Source organism: Endozoicomonas sp. ALB091 (genome assembly GCF_049310265.1).
In the GTDB taxonomy this organism is placed as follows: Bacteria; Pseudomonadota; Gammaproteobacteria; order Pseudomonadales; family Endozoicomonadaceae; genus Endozoicomonas.
Genome location: NZ_JBLYNQ010000008.1, coordinates 494,135 through 511,623 on the forward strand (window position 1 = coordinate 494,135; position 17,489 = coordinate 511,623).

Genomic DNA, 17,489 nt, shown 5'->3' on the forward strand with positions numbered 1-17,489 from the left:
GCCAAATGGAATCGGATATTTCTGGCTAGGTGGGCAGTTGCTATGCAAGGCGCAACGTAGGGAGCATAGCCGTAGCTATGTGACCGGAGTTGCAACGCCGCACGACTGCATGGATGCAGGAGATAGAGCAACGCAGGAGCAGTTGCCGGGAGTGACTGACAACTTAGTCAGAAATATATGATTTCATTTGGTTAACTACTTACACCACGGCTTAATCAGGAATCTGCAGCACCTGCCCCACACGAATAGTATTGGCACTGGATAGCCGGTTAGCACGCCTCAGGTCATTCATGCTGATTTCAAACCGATTGGCAATCTCTGACAGCGTATCCCCGGGTTTAATCACATACCGTGATGGCCGGGTGTTAAGGGTGCCCTCCTGTTTCCACTTGGCAACCAGTGTGTCCGGTGGTGGCTTTTTGTAGAACCAGCTTTTCGTACCATTGAAAATGGCTTTCGCCATCGCCTTCTGGTGACTGCGGCTCTTTAGTTTTCTGGCCTCTTCAGGATTGGTGATAAACCCGGTCTCTATCAGGATGGATGGAATATCCGGAGACTTCAGCACCACAAAGCCGGCCTGTTCCACCTGTTTTTTATGCAGCTGGTTAATCCCACCCATATTCGCCAGAACTTTATTGCCCACTTCCAGGCTGGAGGACAGGGTTGAGGTCATGGACAGGTCCAGCAGAACCCCGGCCAGAACATCATCCTTATCCCCCAGGGATATACCGCCTTCTCCGCCAATCTGGTCTGATGCGTTCTCTTTCTGGGCCAGCCAGCGAGCCGTTTCCGATGTGGCACCTCGGCGTGAAAGGGCATAAACCGACGCCCCTTTGGCACGACGATCCTTAAAGCCATCCGCATGGATGGAGATGAACAGATCGGCCTTGTTGTCCCGGGCAATCTGGGTACGACGGCGGAGGTCTATATAATAATCACCCGTGCGCACCAGCACCGGCCGAAACCCCTTCTCTTTAGACAGCAGGGTGGCCAGCTCTTTGGCTATCGCCAGGGTTACCTGTTTCTCATAACCACCGCCGTAGGCAATGGCCCCGGGGTCTTCACCGCCGTGGCCAGCATCTATCGCCACGATAATATCCCGATGACCAGCGGGCTTCTGCCGGACCACTGGCTGTGGTTTTCTGCTCTTATCATCAAACAGATCAACCACCAGGCGGTGGCCATAGGTCGCATTGGGTTTCAGCAGAAAACTTTCGCTGGACACCTTTTCACTGAGATCCAGAACGATACGCAGGTCATTTTTATTACGGGCACCATGGCGGATCTTTTGAATCGGCGTATCTTTCAGCAGCAGGCTATTGAATGAGCCACTGAGCCGGGCACCGTCAACATCAATAACCAGTCGGCTGGGGTTGCTCAGGTGGAATTTATGGTGTTCAACCGCATCGGAAACATCGAACACCAGTCGTGTTTTATCCGGCGACCGCCAGAGTCTGACATTTTTAATCAGCTTATAGACCGCTTCAGCTACCTGAACCTTCAGGGCTGCAAGCCCCACGGCCAGAATACCCAGCTGCCTGACAAAACGACGCCTGCCACCGGAAAATACCGGTTCAACCTCAGTGCCAGAGGTGGCTCTTTTTCGGGTAGGTGTCGCTGTGCGTTGTCTTCTCGAAAGCCTGGCCAGAACCCGGCGAACAATCCCTGTTCTCTGACTCATCCGCCCCCCTGAAGTGCTCTTATGGTTTCCAGCGCACGCTTCCCTTTTTCAGTCACTGCGACAATCCTTGCTTTCCTGCCGGGCAGCTCACTCTGGTCAAACGAGTGATAGGCAAAGGTAATGTCCAGATCAGCCTCTGGCAGCTCCCCCTGTCCGCGGGTTGGCCACTCAACCAGGCACAGCGCCGCTTCGCTGAAATAATCCCGACCACCAATAAATTCCAACTCCTCAGGGTCGGCAAGGCGATAAAGATCAAAGTGGTAAACCTTATGGTTATTGACCTCGTAAGGCTCCACCAGTGTATAGGTCGGGCTTTTTACCGCGCCCTGATGGCCAAGATGCCGAAGGACACCCCGGCAGAACGTGGTTTTACCCGCGCCAAGATCACCATGCAGAAAAACAATGCCCCGGTCCCCCAGGGCTTCTGCCAGATGCCCCCCCAGCGCCACCATGGCATCTTCATTTTTTATCAGCAGTTCGTATCTGCCTTGCATAAGCCTTTCCATCACAGCCAGTTGCCTGACCCTTAATGACCAATAATAAAATTCAATCGTTGTCGAATAACCGGAATCAACTCCGTTGCCCTTAAGCCGGTTTCACCCTGACCGGCAACCACCTCATCGGCAGCAGATGCATGCAGCCAGGCCGCCATTTGGGCCGCCCTGAAAGGTGTCAGCCCCTGGGCCAGCAGTGCGCCAATAACGCCACTGAGCACATCCCCCATACCGGCCACCGCCATGCCCGGGTTGCCCTCAGAGCACAGCGCGGTGCTCTGGCCATCAAACAGCAGCGTTCCCGCCCCTTTCAGTAGCAGGGCAATCTCTGGCTGCCGGTGTGCTGCACCCTCGCCAGTAAGAACCGTTAATTGTCGATGACTGTCTACCAGCGCTGCAAATCGATTGTTCTGAATCGTTGGAATATCCAAACCCGATAAACGCGCCAGCTCACCAGGATGAGGGGTGAAAATAATCGGGGACTTTCGTCCATTTAGCAATTGTGGATGATCCGATAACAGGTTCAGGGCATCAGCATCCAGCACCATCGGGCACTCTGCCGCCAGGGTATCCTTGAGCAGCTGCAGCCCCCAGTCATCGCGGCCCAAACCCGGGCCAATAACCATGACATTCTTTCCTTCAGCCAGAGAACCCAGGCCGGCCCCGCGCTTTACCGATACCCCCATCACCTCAGGGCAACGCACAGCCAGCGCCGCAAGGTGTCGCTTGCGGGTAACCACCGTGACACGGCCAGCACCGCAATGAAGGGCGGACTCAGCGGCCATCATGATCGCCCCCGGCATCCCGTGGTTACCCCCGATAAGCAGCACATGCCCAAAATCACCTTTATGGGCGGCACGGCTTCTCGGTGACAGCCAGCCGCGAAACTGTTCCGGAGCAATTCGTTGACAGTCAGCAGGAACGGTTTGATAGACCCGTTCAGGCACGCCCAGGTCATTAAAGACCAGCTCGCCACAGTATTCTGGTCCCAACCCTGTCATCAGCCCCTGTTTCAGGCCAATAAAAGAGACGGTAACCCTGGCCTTGACCGCCACTCCCAGCGGAACTCCAGTATCAGCACAAAGGCCGGACGGGATATCCACAGCACACACCGGACGTTCAAGATGATTCAGCCGTTTGATGGCATCCTGATAGTCACCCCGTACTTCACCACAAAGCCCGGTACCGAGCATGGCATCCACAACCACATCCGCACACAGGGACTGGGTGCTGTCGTAAGGTCGAATCACCACGCCAGCATCAGCGCAGGCCTGCCAGGCCGTGAGGGCATCGCCGTTAAGCTCCGCTGGATTTTTCACCGCCAGTACCGAAACCCTCAGCCCCTGCTCTTTGGCCAGTTTGGCGACCATATAGCCATCGCCACCGTTGTTGCCTGCCCCACACAACACCAGCAGGGTTCCGGCTTCTGGCCAGTAGTGGACAATCGTGGACAGCACGGTGCTGGCCGCCCTGGTCATCAGCTCAAAACCCGGGATGCCGTGCTGGTGGATGGCCACATGATCCAGTTGTCGAACCTGATCGGCAGTATAGAGAGACTCTGGTAAGCTCTTATTCATAAGCGTGCCCGCGATGATACAATAGAGATTGTATTTTGCATTCAAACTGTGCCAAACAATCTATGCCAAGAGAGTTAATCCAATTCAGTGCCTGAACCGTTATCTTCACCACCCACTTTAACCACATTGACGGACTCATCGCCAGCACCGGCTATGGAAAAACTCGTTGGGAAAATTCGTATCTGGGCCAGAGAACTTGGCTTTCAGGAGATCGGCATTACCGAAGCCAAAATACCGGAAGATGATCTTAAGCATCTGGCAGCCTGGCTGGCGAAAGGGTATCACGGCGATATGGCTTATATGGCCCAGCACGGTGAGTTGCGGGCACACCCGGAGCAACTGCATCCCGGCGCATTAAGGGTGATTTCTGCCCGTATGGATTACCTGCCAGCGGATACTGAAACCGTGAAACTGCTCAACGAACCGGAAAAAGCCTATGTTTCCCGCTATGCCCTGGGCCGGGACTACCATAAGTTGATCCGCAAACGGCTCACCCAGCTGGGCAGGCAGATTGAAGCTGCCGTTGGAGATCATGGCTATCGCGCCTTTGTGGACAGTGCGCCAGTGATGGAACGTCCATTGGCGCAACAGGCCGGACTGGGCTGGATGGGCAAGCATTCACTGATACTGAACCGTCAGGCTGGCTCCTTTTTCTTTCTTGGTGAACTGTTCACCAACCTCCCGCTGCCTGTGGATAGGCCTTACGAAAATAATCACTGTGGACGCTGTACCTCCTGTATGGACAAGTGCCCAACCCGGGCCATTGTGGCTCCCTACAAGGTGGATGCCCGCCGCTGTATCTCTTACCTGACCATCGAAAACAAGGGCCCCATTCCTGAAGAGCTGCGCCCTCTGATGGGCAATCGCATCTATGGCTGTGATGACTGCCAGCTGGCCTGCCCCTGGAACCGTTTTGCCAAGCCAACCCGGGAGCCGGACTTTCAACCGCGTCACCATCTGGATGACAGTGATCTGGTCGATCTTTTCCTCTGGAGTGAAGAACAGTTTCTGGAACGAACCGCTGGCTCGCCTATTCGCAGGGCAGGTTATGAAAGCTGGTTGCGTAATATCGCCGTGGCACTGGGCAATGCCCCGGGCAGTGACGCCATTATTGCCGCTCTGAAAAGTCGTCTGGATTATCCATCAGAGCTGGTTCAGGAGCATGTCCTCTGGGCTCTCAAGCAACACGATGCCAGGAGGCTGTCCGAGAATAGACTGCCCTACGCGGCAACTGCTCCTGCGTTGCTCTAGCTCCTGCATCCATGCAGTCGTGCGGCGACAGCAAATTGGTCTAAAAATTCGCTTTTGTTTGGCAAATAGCCCCGCTATTCACCTCACAAAACCGATTTTTTATCCTCAATTTTCTGTCGTCCTCGCTACGGGCGCTATTCTCGGACAGCCTCCCAGGTGCTGATGCAGATTGTCCACAGGTGAATCAAGACGGCCAATTCCCGTTACTGAATCTAACGGGCTTGTTAGTGATCTGTCCCGTCGATCAACTAATCTTGGGACAGTAATCATGGCGACTTTATTTTTGACTTGAATCAGGAAAAAGTCTCTTGGAACAATAACTAACAAGGCAGATTATAATCATGAAATCGACTAAACCTATTTTTTTTACGCTACTGTTATCCCTGATGACCAGCAACCTGACTCTTGCAGCCGACGGTGGGAATGACACGGTCTGGATATTTGGCTATGGCAGCCTGATGTCTACGCTTGCCCGCACCGCTACCGCAGAAGACCCCCAAGATGCCGAGTACCTGCCGGTCAGAGTTCATGATATGGCCAGAAAGTGGAATCTCTGGATAGAAAAAGCCACACAGAGAGCGCTGAACATCGAAGCATCCCCCGGAGATTACCTTAATGGCTTACTCTTTCCCGTGAAAACCAAAGATCTGCCAGCTTTTGACATACGCGAAGGGGCATACCATCGAGTAAAAATAGCCAAAGATAAAGTGTCATTTTATCGGGAGGATCACAGGAATAAGGTTCTTGGAACCCACGATGACGTTGAAATTTATGCCTACCTCCCCAACTACAAGTTTTACTTTGGTCCGGAAGATACTGAAAAGAAAATCGCCATGTCCTACCTGAATATTGTCCGTTCCGGCTGTGTTGAAGTAGACCAGACCAATAATCTCAATGGCCAGTTCATCATGGACTGTCACAAAACGCTGGGCCTTGAAGAGTATGACGCTTTTCAGGATGAAGACCAGCCCACCTACATAAGACACCCGAAAAAATTGCTGAACAAAGCAGAGCAAAGAGTGGATTTTCTGAAGGGGTATCTGGAAAAAGACTGGCCCAATTATCTTGAAATCGTCAGGAAATATTGGGGGTTCTGATATCTGGGGGTCGCCGCCCGCTACCCGCAAAAGCGCAAGCGGTTCCGGCTTTTGCGGGAAGCGGGAAGCGTCTGTAGGAATATTGAAGTTATTTCAGGACCATTCCTACACAGGCAACCCAAACCTCGGCAGAGACAATCCCTTATACACTGCCATCAGCCTGAGAATAAGGACAACAGCAGCCGCAATAATTGACGTGTGGTTTATGTTTTGGAGCAATGGCTCCAGCAATATGAACACCGCGCCTCCCGCCATGGCAGCAGATGCATAGATCTCCTGTCTCAATACCATGGGAATCTCCCCGGCCAGCATATCCCGGATGGCACCCCCACCACAGCCAGTCAATACCCCCATCATCACAGCGACCATTGGCTCCACACCAAATGACAACGACTTGGTCAAGCCGATGACCACAAAGACCGCCAGCCCCAGGGCATCAGAGACCTGAAGAATCCACTTGCTGCGCTCATGCCACTGGCGAACCAGGATGGCAAACAGCGTCGTAGCCAGAATAACCAGCAGGTAGAGCGTATCCTGTATCCAGAATACGGGCGTAGAGGAGAGCAAAACGTCTCGAATAGTTCCGCCCCCAACGGCAGTCACGAAGGCGAGTACCATTGCGCCAAAGAGGTCCATGTCTTTACGGCAGGCCAGCCAGACACCACTAATCGCAAAAACCACAGTACCAAAAAGGTCGAGAATATAGAGCAGCATCAACGAATCTACGGAGAAAAGGTCATTGGATTATAGATTATAAATTCGTCTTCCACGGCCAGATATAGTCATATACCGGCATTCTTTCCGAATACCGACAGGCTCCTGGTTTCAATGAGCTTGATGGGTGTCGTTATCAAATGTCTTCGGACTCCGTTCGTCCTGAGCTTGTCGAAGGGCGCAAACTCCTGCCTCCGATAGATCGTGCCAAACACCCTTCGTCCGTGCATCCTGAGCCGAGCCGAAGGGCGCTCAGGGTGAACGGAGATTGTATACATCAAACTCTTTGAAACGATGTACTAGTCTTCGTTACTCCTGATGAGGATTAACCGCCATGAATAAACCCGATATTCACAATGGCAGGCTGCCAGCAGAAGAGTACCGCCGCAACTTTGCCGACATCAAGCCTCCCCTCAGTGATTACCAGGCTCATATTGAAGCCAGCCGATGCCTTTACTGCGAAGCGGCACCCTGTATCCCGGCCTGTCCTACCGGTATCAACATTCCCTCTTTTATCAATCGTATCGCCACTGACAATATCGACGGTGCTGCACAGGCCATTCTGGATGCCAATATTCTGGGAGGAAGCTGTGCCCGGGTCTGTCCAACCGAGGTTCTCTGCGAGCAGGCCTGCGTCAGAAATCATGAACCAGAGTGCCTGCCGGTGAAAATCGGCCTGCTGCAGCGTTATGCCATCGATAACCGCCAGTCAGCTGACCATCCATTTACCCGTCTGCCGGAAACAGGAAAAACCATCGCCGTTGTGGGTGCCGGCCCGGCAGGACTGTCCTGTGCACATGCCTTGGCCAGACAAGGTCACACCATTACCCTGTTTGATGCCCGGGAGAAGCCCGGAGGCCTCAATGAGTTCGGCATCGCCTACTACAAACTGGTGGATAGCTATGCCCGCCAGGAAGTGGACTTCATTTTGGAAATTGGCGGTATCTGTCCGGAGTATGGCTGTCGGCTTGGTCAGAATCTCAGCCTGGATCAATTGCGAGCACAGTTTGACGGGGTGTTTCTCGGGCTCGGGTTGGGCGGTTGCCACTTATTAGGCCTTCCGGGTGAAGCAGCAGAAGGCGTTGAGGATGCTCTCCCGGCCATATCCTCCCTTCGTCAGTGCCATGATCTGAGCCAATTGCCTGTTGGCCGACGTATAGTGGTTATTGGCGGGGGCAACACCGCTATTGATATTGCCTGCCAATGCAAACGGCTGGGCGCAGAGGATGTCACCATTGCCTATCGTCGTGGCCCTGAACAGATGTCAGCCACCGGTCATGAACAGGCGTTTGCCCGGGACAATGGTGTTCGCATCCTCACCTGGGTTCAGCCTTCAGCCCTGCAGACAGAAGATGGCTGCATCACCGCCATCCAGCTGGAAAAAACCGTGCTGGATACCAGCGGCCAATTACAGGGCACGGGAGAGCTGACCACCTTGCCGGTAGACACACTCTACAAAGCCATTGGCCAGCATTTGCTGGTGGATGCCTTTGCCAATACCAGTGACAGCCCTGCGATAAAAGGCAACCGCATAGTAACGGACGACCACTTTCGTACGTCACTGGTTAACGTCTGGGCCGGTGGTGACTGCATTGATAAAGGTGAAGACCTGACTGTCCATGCGGTTGAGCATGGAAAACGGGCGGCCCGGGCCATTGATCAATACCTGCAACGGAGGGAAAGATAATGGCTGATTTAACCAGTAATTTCCTCGGTATTCGCTCCCCCAACCCGTTCTGGCTGGCTTCTGCGCCACCGACGGACAAAGCCTACAATGTCTATCGGGCATTTGAGGCTGGCTGGGGCGGTGCAGTCTGGAAAACCCTGGGTGAAGACCCGGCACCGGTCAATGTCTGTTCCCGTTATTCCTGCCACAGGAATACCCGTGGTGACGTGATCGGGTTTAACAATATTGAACTGATCACCGACCGCCCGCTGCAAGTGAATCTGGACGAGATACGCCAAACCAAAAAAGACTGGCCAGACCGGGCACTGCTGGTCTCGCTGATGGTACCCTGCAAAGAAGAAAGCTGGCAGGCCATCCTCAGCCAGGTAGAGGAGACCGGGTGCGATGGTGTTGAACTGAATTTCGGCTGTCCCCACGGCATGCCGGAACGGGGAATGGGCTCAGCGGTCGGTCAGGTGCCGGACTATATTGAAATGGTTACCCGCTGGTGCAAGCAACACAGCAACCTGCCCGTTGTCGTTAAACTCACCCCCAATATCACTAATATCGTGGTGGCTGCTGAAGCGGCTCAGGCCGGTGGTGCCGATGCCGTATCGCTAATCAATACCATCAACTCCATTACCGGTATTGATCTGGACCGGATGGTGGGATACCACGCCGTCAACGATAAGTTCACCAGTGGCGGTTATTGTGGCGAAGCGGTGAAACCCATCGCCCTGAATATGGTCGGGCAGATTGCCCGCAGCCCGGACACCGCCGGACTGCCCATCTCGGCCATTGGCGGTATCAGTACCTGGCGGGACGCAGCCGAATTTATGGCGTTAGGGGCGGGCACCGTTCAGGTTTGTACCGCCGCCATGCTGAACGGTTTTAAAATTGTACAGGATATGATTGATGGCCTGTCCCGGTGGATGGACCGCAAACACTATCCGACCCTGGACAGCTTTCAAGGCGCTGCCATCCCCAATCTGACCGACTGGAAATACCTGGACCTGAATTACAAGACCATTGCCCACATTGATCAGGACAGCTGTATCCAATGCGGCCGATGCTATGCCGCCTGTGAAGATGCTGCCCACCAGGCCATCGCCATGACACCGGTAAAAAATTCAACCCGGCACCGGTATGAGGTGATCGAGGAGGCTTGCGTGGGGTGTAACCTCTGCCAGATCACCTGTCCGGTGGATAACTGTATATCCATGGTCAGGCAGCAAACCGGCAAACCTTACCTGAACTGGACGCAGCATCCGAATAACCGGGGTCAGGAAGGTAACCTATCGACGGAGCAAACCTGATTTTTCAGTGCCGGAGTATGTCATGAATTCACTGGAATATGCAGTTGTCTGTGGTGACTATGCCATGGTCAAGACCCTGCTGGACAAGGGGGCTGACCCGGATATTCCCGGAAATAACAATGAAACCCCGCTGCACCGGGCAGTTAACGCTGGTCACCATGTTATTGCCAAGACCCTGCTGACCTACGGGGCTGACCCAAACCTCAAGGACATTAGTGGAAGGACAGCCTTGCATTTTGCCGCTCTCGAAGGTCACCATGCTATGGTCGAGCCCCTGCTGGCCATTGGGGCTGACGCGGACCTCAAGGACGTCAATGGATGGACACCTTTGCAATGTGCAGCGAGTAACCGTCATCGCGATGTGTACGATAAACTGCTACCTAAAACTCATCAGCCGGATTGGAACAGCCTGCTACAGGTATTTTCCCGTTCAGGGTGGAAGGATCAAGTTGAGGCGGCACTGGCCAGGGGGGCTAACCCGAATATCCGGGACAGTGATGGTGATACACCTTTGGGAGGAGCAACTACGGCTGGCCACCATGCTATTGTTGAGACCCTGCTGGACAACGGGGCTAACCCAAATATTCCCGATAGTGGTCAATACACCCCGCTGCACCGGGCAGCGGCCATTGGTCATCATCCTATGGTCAAGACTCTGCTGGACAGAGGGGCTGACCCGAACCTAAAGGACGGGACTGGACGGAAAGCCTTGACATCTGGACTTAACAGTGATTACCCGGATGTATACAGAACCCTGTTACCTGTAACCCATCAGCCGGACTGGAACAGCCTGTTACCGAAACTTGTCTATGAAGGATGGAAAGATCAAGTTGAGGTTGCACTGGTCAACGGGGCTGACCCGAATATTCCCGATTTTTACCACAAAACCCTGCTGCACAGGGCAGCTGAGGACGGTCACCATGATATTGTCAAGACTCTGCTGGTGAACGGGGCTGACCCGAAATTCAAAGACTGGAATGGACGGACAGCGTGTCAATGTGCAATGACAGAAGCCATAAAAGAAACAATCCAGAATTTCATGGCTGAACCTCACTCTCTCCAATTCTACTGCCGGGCCAGCATCCGGGGGCGGCTGGTCAAGTGTCTGCCCGACAACGGATTACCAATGAAGGAGGCGGTCAGGTTTCTGCCGCTTAATCCTCCAACAATGCAGTATGTCGATCGCCTGCTGTCACTGTAGGGCGAGCCGGAGCTGCTCCGGGAGGCTGTCCGGATGCCCTACACGGCAACTGCTCCTGCGTTGCTCTGGCTCCTGCATCCATGCAGTCGTGCGGTTGCAATAAATTGGTCTAAAAATCCGCTTTTGTTCGGCAAATAGTCCCGCTACTTGTGCCTTAGGATATTCACCTCACAAAACCGAATTTTTACCCTTAATTTTCTGCCGTCCCCGCGACGGGGTCGCTTGGATGGGCGATATTCTCGTGCAGCCTTCTGGGTGCATCATATCCCCGGTTTTTGTCGTTTTCCTGATGGCACCAGCAGGCAGTTTGATGTGATCAGGCAGGCCTGTGTTGTGGGTAACCCCTGCCAGTTCACCTGTGCTGTGGATAACTGTATTACCATGGTCAGACAGCAAACCGGCAAATCCTGTCTAAAATGGACGCAGCACCCGAATAGCAAGGGTCAGGAAGGTAACCTATCGACGGATCAAATCTGAATTTCTATTGAGGGAGTACGTCACATTATGAACACTCTGGCTGAAGCAGCTGCTGATGGTGACCTTGCCAAGGTCGAAACCCTTCTGGACTCAGGGGCTAATCCGAACATTCTCGGATATTTCGGTTACACCCCGCTGCACCATGCAGCTCACTTTGGTCACCATGCTATTGTCAAGATCCTGCTGGCCTATGGGGCTGACCCGAACCTCAAGCGCATGAGTGGGTTGACAGCCTTACAATCTGCAGTTGACGCTGGTCATCTCGATGTATACAAAACCCTGTTACCTGTAACCCATCAGCTGGACTGGAACAGCCTGTTACAGAAATTTTCCCGTCATGGATGGGAGGATCAAGTTAAGATGGCACTGGCCAAAGGGGCTGACCCGAACATGCCCGGAGTTGACAACTACACTCCGCTGCACGATGCAGCTGCCAATGGTCGCCTTGCTATTGTCAAGATCCTGCTGGCCAGCGGAGCTAAGCCGAACATTCTCAGATATAGCAATGCTACCCCGTTGCACGATGCAGCTGCCGCTGGTCACCATGCTATTGTCGAGACCCTGCTGGCCTCTGGGGCTGACCCGAACCTCAAGCGCATGGGTGAGTTGACAGCCTTGCAATGCGCAGTTACTTTTGGTCGTCTTGATGTATTTAAAATCCTGTTACCCCTAACAACCCATCAGCTGGACTGGAACTGCCTGTTACTGAAATTTTCGGATCATGGATGGAAGGATCAAGTTGAGATGGCACTGGCCAAAGGGGCTGATCCGAATATTCTTGGAGGTGGCAACCACGATCTCTACACTCCGCTGCACTGGGCAGCGGCCAATGGTCACCTTGCTATTGTCGAGACCCTGCTGGCCAGCGGAGCTGACCCGAACATCCCAGGAAGACACAAGAACACCCCGCTGCACCTGGCAGTCAGTGGCTATTATTGCGATGCTCGCGATGCTATTGTTGAGACCCTTCTGGTCAACGGGGCTGACCCGAACCTCAAGGAGCAGAATGGACAGGCCGCCTGGCAATATGCAGGACCAGCTACCAAAAACCTCATCCAGAATTTCATTTCTGCCCCTCGTTTTCCGTCTCTCAAATCCCGCTGCCGGAGCAGCATCCGGGGCCGACTGATCAAACACCTGGATCGCAACAAGCGGCCAATGAAGCAGGCGGTCAATTCGCTGCCGCTGCCTTATTCGGTAACGCAGTACATCTACCTGCCGCTGTCACGGTAGAGCGAGCCGGAGCTGCCCTGGCAGGCCATAGGTGTGCCATATCTCCGATTCCTGCCGTTTTCCTGAACGCCTCCACAGCTAAAAGGCAGCGACAAAAATTCCAGTACCATGATTCATATTGTCCGGTGCTACAACTCACATCTTCGTTCTCACGGGGGCCGTAGGGCACCGAACAGAACCAGGGCATTATGTTTGTTATCCAACCGGCAACTGCCTGACCAGGGTAATGTTATCCGGCGACATGTCTGCCCCCCAGGCCATCACTTCTACGCCAGCGGCAACCGCCTTTTGCAGTTCTTCTGCATAAACCGGGTCAATCGCCTGTGCCGCCGCCACATGGTCAATACCGGTATGCTGAACGCAGAAAAACAACACGGATCGATGGCCATCAGCAACCATCTGGGTGAGTTCCCGCAGATGTTTGGTGCCCCGGCTGGTGACGGCATCCGGGAACAGGCCGAGGCCATTCCCCATTGCCAGCGTGACACTTTTGACTTCCACATAACAGTCGGGCAGGCCCTCCTGTTGCAGCAGCAGATCAATGCGGCTCTTTTCTTCACCATAACGAACTTCACGGCGGACACTCTGGTAGCCGGACAGTTCTGACACCTGGCCAGAACGCAGAAGCTCCTCAACCAGGGCATTGGCTCGTCCGGTATTCAGCCCTGCCAGAGTGAGGCGTTCTTCGCCGTTAAACGCCACCGGAATTTCCGCCTGTTCCCAGGTACAGGGGTATTTACGCCGGGGATTTCCAGAGTCGGAATACCATACCCGATACCCCGGGTAGAGGCAGTTTTTCATGGAGCCGGTATTCGGGCAATGCAGGGTAATCTGTGAGCCATCAGCCAGCTCAACATCGGCCATGAACCGTTTGTATCTTTTTAGCAGGCGGGCCTCAGACAGGCGATTGTCATATTTCATCAGGGGCGCTCATTACTTAATTTCATTAATTTACTTATTGAAATTCTAAAATAGAATCCTAAGATGCCGATTCATCATACCTGACCCTACAGGACTGACAGGCTCTCTGAATCCATTGGGCAGCAGATTCGGAGAATATTATCAGTTGACCTGAGTGCAGGTTTTGGTCAATGTCAGAAAGCGGATGACATTTTTTTATGGCGTCTTGCCATGGGTTTTGGTAGTTTCTCCGCTTCTTTAAGGAAGGCAAGAGGCAAGTGCCAGGAGTTTTTGTTCTCGCCAGGCACCCGTGGTGTTGACCTTGGCTTTCAGGGAGCCGGTTTTCCGGCAGTAACAGAGGGATCGCAGAGGCTGCTTTCAAGGCAGAACGCGAGCGCCTCTAAATGGAGAGATCCAGGATTCTTGCTCATTTGAGAGATCCCCTGGCTCATGAATAGAAGGTGGTGAGGCTGTAATCATGTCAGCACAGAAAAACGCGGATACAGGCAATCTGCTCAAATCGTATACCCCCTACCAGGAAAAGGATGGGGAAGAATACATGAACGAGCAACAGATCGCTCACTTCACCAGGATCCTGCAAGACTGGAAGCAGGAGCTGATGGAAGAAGTGGATCGTACAGTGAATCATATGCAGGATGAGGCCGCGAACTTCCCTGATCCGGCAGACCGCGCCAGTCAGGAAGAAGAGTTCAGCCTTGAACTGAGAACCCGTGACCGTGAGCGTAAGCTGATCAAGAAAATCAACGATACGCTGTCCCGGATCGAAGAAGACGATTACGGTTTCTGCGACAGCTGTGGCGTAGAAATCGGCATTCGTCGCCTGGAAGCCCGCCCCACTGCTACGTTGTGTATCGACTGTAAGACACTGGCCGAGATCAAGGAAAGACAGCTGGGTAACTGATGTACCCGGATGATGAATCAGGCTGTGGTACGTTAGTGCAATGGGCTGATTCATTGTCGACCGGTTCTTTATAGTTAAGGAACTGTCCTGAAATCACTTCGACATTTCTACAGACGCTACCCGAAAAGCCGGAACCTTTTGTGCTTTTGCGGACAGCGGGTGGCGGTCAGCAGTCAGCGACCTTTTCCCCGACTGCGTAAAATGATGAAGTTATTCCGGAACAAATCCTGACGGCACTCACTCAAGACCACTTGCCTGATTGATCATCACTTCCTATGGGCGACACACTGAGCACCCCCTCCTACGTTGGACGATTTGCGCCGTCTCCTTCTGGCCCTCTGCACTTTGGCTCTCTGGTTGCGGCACTGGCCAGTTATCTGGATGCTCAGGTCCATCAGGGAAAATGGCTCGTGCGCATGGAAGACATTGACCCGCCAAGAGAACAGCCCAAAGCGGCCGACCTGATTCTCAAGGCGCTGGACGTTTATGGCCTGCATTGGGATGACAGCGTGCTGTTTCAGAGTGATCGCAGCGAAGCCTATGACCAGGCCCTGGACACTCTGCTCCGTACCGAGAGACTTTACCCATGTACCTGCACCCGCAAAAAACTGGCCGGTTTGAACGGTGTGTACCCCGGTTACTGTCGCAATCACCGTGGAATCCCAAACCAGCCCCATAGCCTCAGGCTGTTGTGCCATGACGATATCATGCAATTTCAGGATCGTATTCAGGGCGATCAGCGGTTTGATTTAAGCGCCCTTGGTGATTTTATTCTCAAGCGCAAGGATGGGCTATACGCCTACCAACTGGCCGTTTGCGTTGATGATCACTTTCAGGGGGTTACCCATATTGTCAGGGGGGTAGACATTCTGGATTCCACCCCGAGACAGCTCTATCTGCAAAGCCAGTTACAGTATCCGCACCCGGTCTATGCCCATGTTCCGGTGATTACCCGGAACCCCGGAAATAAACTCAGCAAGCAAAACCATGCGCCCGCCATACCATTGGACAACCCCCGTCCACTGATGATCAAGGCACTGTCGGCATTTGGCCTGAAACCAGAGCCAGACCTGTTGATGAACTCTGTTGAAGAGATCCTGTCCTGGGGAATAAAAAACTGGACCATGAGCAACATGGCGGGAAAAAAAGAGATTTTACAGAACTCTCTGGACGACCGCTGACGTTTCGTGGCAATTCCAGCGAAACGGGCAGTCTGAGCCAGGAAGTCGCCATATACCCGAAAGACTGGCAACGAAACGTCAACAGCCCCAGGGCAAACCTACCGCTATCTTGTCGAACATGTTATATATGGTTGAATAAATCCTATCCAGAGGCTTTCAGCCACCTGGGAATGGGCCACAACAAAAAGATGTGTTCAAGGAGCGAATATGTCGATAGTCTTTAAAACAGCTCTGGTTGCTGCTCTTTCATTTTTCGCCGTAAACCTGACGGCAAATACCCTGACTTTTTCCTCTTTGAGTGGTACTTCCAGCAGGTCTGCGGCAGACAACCCTGACTTCTGTGATGCCGCGAGACGAACCCGGGAACAGCTTATACGTCAAGAACCGTCTATAACGATGAAGTCCCCCATTCACACACAAGGTGTATCATCCTGCTTTACACCGGATGAAAACCTGATCTTTGTTGCCACACTGGAAGCTCAAAGGGTGCTCGGACCCAATGCCCCCTGGTATACAGAACTCAGCCAGGATGTAAAAAGCCGCGTTACCGAAGCCTGTGGCATCATGGGCTTTGAGAACAGTAAAGTCAGCCGCGCCTACGACTACTGTCTGGAAAGCCGACAGGAAGAGCTGTTGAGTCCCTACGTAGAAAAATTTGCCAAAGAGTCCAGTAAATATCTCCGTAAACGTCAGCAGGTGGCGGACAGCCTGGTGGTTCGTTGTGATGCCTCATTAAGTGTAAAACGCAGCCGCCTCCCCAAAGGCATGCGTTTCCCGGTGGCATGGTACAACTCGGACAGCCAATCCGTACCCAGCTGGTTACTGGAACAAAAGCTGGATGATGACCAGTGGCTGGAACAGATAGGCAAATTAAAAATTGATAATATTATGGTCGATGTTCTGGGTAGCGATTGCCCCGGTGAAATGATTTACTGGGTCACTTACGATGCGCCTGGACTGTAAACCTGCAAAAGTCTCAGGCTCTGTTGGCACAAACCCTCTTACACCGGCAGACCTGAGACGATCACTGGTGCTCATCAAGTAAGTTGTCAGGAGCCCGAACATTGAATACATTCAGCGCCGTTACAACACCTCCGGAAATATACACCCCTGCCGATGCCCGCCTGCTTTTATGGCCGCAGATCATCCCCGAACCCACAGGCTGGCAGTTGTACTCAGAGCTGCACTCCACACTGCCCTGGCAGCAGGATCAGATAACCATTTACGGTAAAACCCTGCCGGTGCCCAGACTCCAGATTTGGATGGGGGATCCTGATGCACACTATCAATATTCAGGTCTGGCGCTTTCTCCACAGCCATGGAGTCAGACCGTAACCGCCATTAAACAACGGGTCGAAACAATCTGTTGCCATCACTTTAACTCGGTATTAATCAACCTTTATCGCAGTGGACAGGACAGCAATGGCTGGCACAGTGACGATGAGCCGGAATTAGGCGAAAACCCGGTGATTGCCTCATTCAATCTGGGCGCGACACGGCGATTCCGGCTGCGCCACAAATACCGAAAAGACATCCAGCCTTACACTTTTGACCTGACCTCAGGCTCCCTATTGTTAATGGCCGGAACTACCCAAAAATACTGGCAGCACTGCCTGACAAAAACAGCAAGACCAGTAGAGCCGAGGATCAACTTGACCTTTCGTCGTGTGATTACACGCTTCCCCGACGAACAATGGGCAAAAAATGGATAGAAAGGTAATCACCGGAAAAGCCAGACCTTAGCCTCAATCTTACTCCAACATTGAAAGTGAACTTATT

The 17,489-nt window shown here is 53.2% G+C and carries 16 protein-coding genes; 11 read left to right on the plus strand and 5 right to left on the minus strand.

Features of this window, described 5'->3' with window-relative positions; translation table 11 throughout:
- Positions 1–211: 211 nt before the first annotated feature.
- Genes ACO6UX_RS18545 through ACO6UX_RS18555 form a run of 3 tightly spaced genes read right to left on the minus strand, consistent with a single transcriptional unit; the run spans position 212 to position 3,752 of the window.
- Positions 212–1,681, minus strand: coding sequence for an N-acetylmuramoyl-L-alanine amidase (locus ACO6UX_RS18545; RefSeq protein WP_422449859.1), 1,470 nt, complete (start codon positions 1,679–1,681; stop codon positions 212–214).
- Complete coding sequence (gene tsaE / locus ACO6UX_RS18550) at positions 1,678–2,175, minus strand: tRNA (adenosine(37)-N6)-threonylcarbamoyltransferase complex ATPase subunit type 1 TsaE (RefSeq protein WP_422449860.1); 498 nt, start codon at positions 2,173–2,175, stop codon at positions 1,678–1,680. Before tsaE ends, ACO6UX_RS18545 begins: the two co-directional genes overlap by 4 nt.
- Before the next feature lie 32 nt (positions 2,176–2,207).
- Positions 2,208–3,752 carry an NAD(P)H-hydrate dehydratase gene (locus ACO6UX_RS18555; RefSeq protein WP_422449861.1) on the minus strand — a complete coding sequence of 515 codons (1,545 nt, stop codon included), beginning with the start codon at positions 3,750–3,752 and terminating at the stop codon, positions 2,208–2,210.
- Positions 3,753–3,905: 153 nt separating this feature from the next.
- Between ACO6UX_RS18555 and queG the strand changes: the two genes are divergently transcribed.
- Both queG and ACO6UX_RS18565 read left to right on the plus strand, forming a co-directional pair.
- Positions 3,906–5,003, plus strand: coding sequence for a tRNA epoxyqueuosine(34) reductase QueG (gene queG / locus ACO6UX_RS18560; protein ID WP_422449862.1), 1,098 nt, complete (start codon positions 3,906–3,908; stop codon positions 5,001–5,003).
- Between the two features lie 341 nt (positions 5,004–5,344).
- The gene (locus ACO6UX_RS18565; protein WP_422449863.1) at positions 5,345–6,100 is read left to right on the plus strand and encodes a hypothetical protein; all 756 of its coding nucleotides are present in this window, start codon (positions 5,345–5,347) and stop codon (positions 6,098–6,100) included.
- Positions 6,101–6,205: 105 nt separating this feature from the next.
- On the opposite strand, the gene ACO6UX_RS18570 is transcribed toward ACO6UX_RS18565, so the two are convergent.
- Positions 6,206–6,814: a trimeric intracellular cation channel family protein gene (locus tag ACO6UX_RS18570; protein ID WP_422449864.1), complete on the minus strand. Its 609-nt coding sequence runs from the start codon at positions 6,812–6,814 to the stop codon at positions 6,206–6,208.
- 334 nt (positions 6,815–7,148) lie between these two features.
- On the opposite strand from ACO6UX_RS18570, the gene ACO6UX_RS18575 reads away from it, so the two are divergent.
- From ACO6UX_RS18575 to ACO6UX_RS18595, 5 genes are all read left to right on the plus strand, one after another.
- Entirely contained in the window at positions 7,149–8,501 is a 1,353-nt protein-coding gene (locus tag ACO6UX_RS18575) for an NAD(P)-dependent oxidoreductase (RefSeq protein ID WP_422449865.1), read from the plus strand.
- Positions 8,501–9,796, plus strand: a complete 1,296-nt coding sequence (gene preA / locus ACO6UX_RS18580; protein ID WP_422449866.1) for an NAD-dependent dihydropyrimidine dehydrogenase subunit PreA — start codon at positions 8,501–8,503, stop codon at positions 9,794–9,796. The genes ACO6UX_RS18575 and preA overlap by 1 nt, the downstream gene beginning before the upstream one ends.
- 22 nt (positions 9,797–9,818) lie before the next feature.
- Positions 9,819–10,997, plus strand: a complete 1,179-nt coding sequence (locus tag ACO6UX_RS18585) for an ankyrin repeat domain-containing protein (RefSeq protein WP_422449867.1) — start codon at positions 9,819–9,821, stop codon at positions 10,995–10,997.
- Between the two features lie 255 nt (positions 10,998–11,252).
- Positions 11,253–11,474: a hypothetical protein gene (locus tag ACO6UX_RS18590; RefSeq protein WP_422449868.1), complete on the plus strand. Its 222-nt coding sequence runs from the start codon at positions 11,253–11,255 to the stop codon at positions 11,472–11,474.
- A 27-nt stretch (positions 11,475–11,501) separates the two neighbouring features.
- The gene (locus ACO6UX_RS18595) at positions 11,502–12,707 is read left to right on the plus strand and encodes an ankyrin repeat domain-containing protein (RefSeq protein ID WP_422449869.1); all 1,206 of its coding nucleotides are present in this window, start codon (positions 11,502–11,504) and stop codon (positions 12,705–12,707) included.
- Between the two features lie 195 nt (positions 12,708–12,902).
- On the opposite strand, the gene sfsA is transcribed toward ACO6UX_RS18595, so the two are convergent.
- Entirely contained in the window at positions 12,903–13,628 is a 726-nt protein-coding gene (gene sfsA, locus ACO6UX_RS18600; protein ID WP_422449870.1) for a DNA/RNA nuclease SfsA, read from the minus strand.
- 457 nt (positions 13,629–14,085) lie between these two features.
- Between sfsA and dksA the strand changes: the two genes are divergently transcribed.
- From dksA to ACO6UX_RS18620, 4 genes are all read left to right on the plus strand, one after another.
- Positions 14,086–14,529 (plus strand): RNA polymerase-binding protein DksA, encoded by a 444-nt coding sequence (gene dksA, locus ACO6UX_RS18605; RefSeq protein ID WP_422449871.1) that lies wholly within the window; start codon positions 14,086–14,088, stop codon positions 14,527–14,529.
- 275 nt (positions 14,530–14,804) lie between these two features.
- The gene (gene gluQRS / locus ACO6UX_RS18610) at positions 14,805–15,710 is read left to right on the plus strand and encodes a tRNA glutamyl-Q(34) synthetase GluQRS (protein ID WP_422449872.1); all 906 of its coding nucleotides are present in this window, start codon (positions 14,805–14,807) and stop codon (positions 15,708–15,710) included.
- Between the two features lie 207 nt (positions 15,711–15,917).
- The gene (locus ACO6UX_RS18615; RefSeq protein ID WP_422449873.1) at positions 15,918–16,673 is read left to right on the plus strand and encodes a hypothetical protein; all 756 of its coding nucleotides are present in this window, start codon (positions 15,918–15,920) and stop codon (positions 16,671–16,673) included.
- Between the two features lie 101 nt (positions 16,674–16,774).
- Positions 16,775–17,422, plus strand: a complete 648-nt coding sequence (locus tag ACO6UX_RS18620; RefSeq protein ID WP_422449874.1) for an alpha-ketoglutarate-dependent dioxygenase AlkB family protein — start codon at positions 16,775–16,777, stop codon at positions 17,420–17,422.
- Positions 17,423–17,489 lie beyond the last annotated feature (67 nt).

What these genes read in the sequence shown, in the direction of transcription:
- ACO6UX_RS18545 (WP_422449859.1), bottom strand. Translation starts at nt 1,681, where the DNA reads ATGAGTCAGAGAACAGGGATTGTTCGCCGGGTTCTGGCCAGGCTTTCG.
- tsaE (WP_422449860.1), bottom strand. Translation starts at nt 2,175, where the DNA reads ATGCAAGGCAGATACGAACTGCTGATAAAAAATGAAGATGCCATGGTG.
- ACO6UX_RS18555 (WP_422449861.1), bottom strand. Translation starts at nt 3,752, where the DNA reads ATGAATAAGAGCTTACCAGAGTCTCTCTATACTGCCGATCAGGTTCGA.
- queG (WP_422449862.1), top strand. Translation starts at nt 3,906, where the DNA reads ATGGAAAAACTCGTTGGGAAAATTCGTATCTGGGCCAGAGAACTTGGC.
- ACO6UX_RS18565 (WP_422449863.1), top strand. Translation starts at nt 5,345, where the DNA reads ATGAAATCGACTAAACCTATTTTTTTTACGCTACTGTTATCCCTGATG.
- ACO6UX_RS18570 (WP_422449864.1), bottom strand. Translation starts at nt 6,814, where the DNA reads ATGCTGCTCTATATTCTCGACCTTTTTGGTACTGTGGTTTTTGCGATT.
- ACO6UX_RS18575 (WP_422449865.1), top strand. Translation starts at nt 7,149, where the DNA reads ATGAATAAACCCGATATTCACAATGGCAGGCTGCCAGCAGAAGAGTAC.
- preA (WP_422449866.1), top strand. Translation starts at nt 8,501, where the DNA reads ATGGCTGATTTAACCAGTAATTTCCTCGGTATTCGCTCCCCCAACCCG.
- ACO6UX_RS18585 (WP_422449867.1), top strand. Translation starts at nt 9,819, where the DNA reads ATGAATTCACTGGAATATGCAGTTGTCTGTGGTGACTATGCCATGGTC.
- ACO6UX_RS18595 (WP_422449869.1), top strand. Translation starts at nt 11,502, where the DNA reads ATGAACACTCTGGCTGAAGCAGCTGCTGATGGTGACCTTGCCAAGGTC.
- sfsA (WP_422449870.1), bottom strand. Translation starts at nt 13,628, where the DNA reads ATGAAATATGACAATCGCCTGTCTGAGGCCCGCCTGCTAAAAAGATAC.
- dksA (WP_422449871.1), top strand. Translation starts at nt 14,086, where the DNA reads ATGTCAGCACAGAAAAACGCGGATACAGGCAATCTGCTCAAATCGTAT.
- gluQRS (WP_422449872.1), top strand. Translation starts at nt 14,805, where the DNA reads ATGGGCGACACACTGAGCACCCCCTCCTACGTTGGACGATTTGCGCCG.
- ACO6UX_RS18615 (WP_422449873.1), top strand. Translation starts at nt 15,918, where the DNA reads ATGTCGATAGTCTTTAAAACAGCTCTGGTTGCTGCTCTTTCATTTTTC.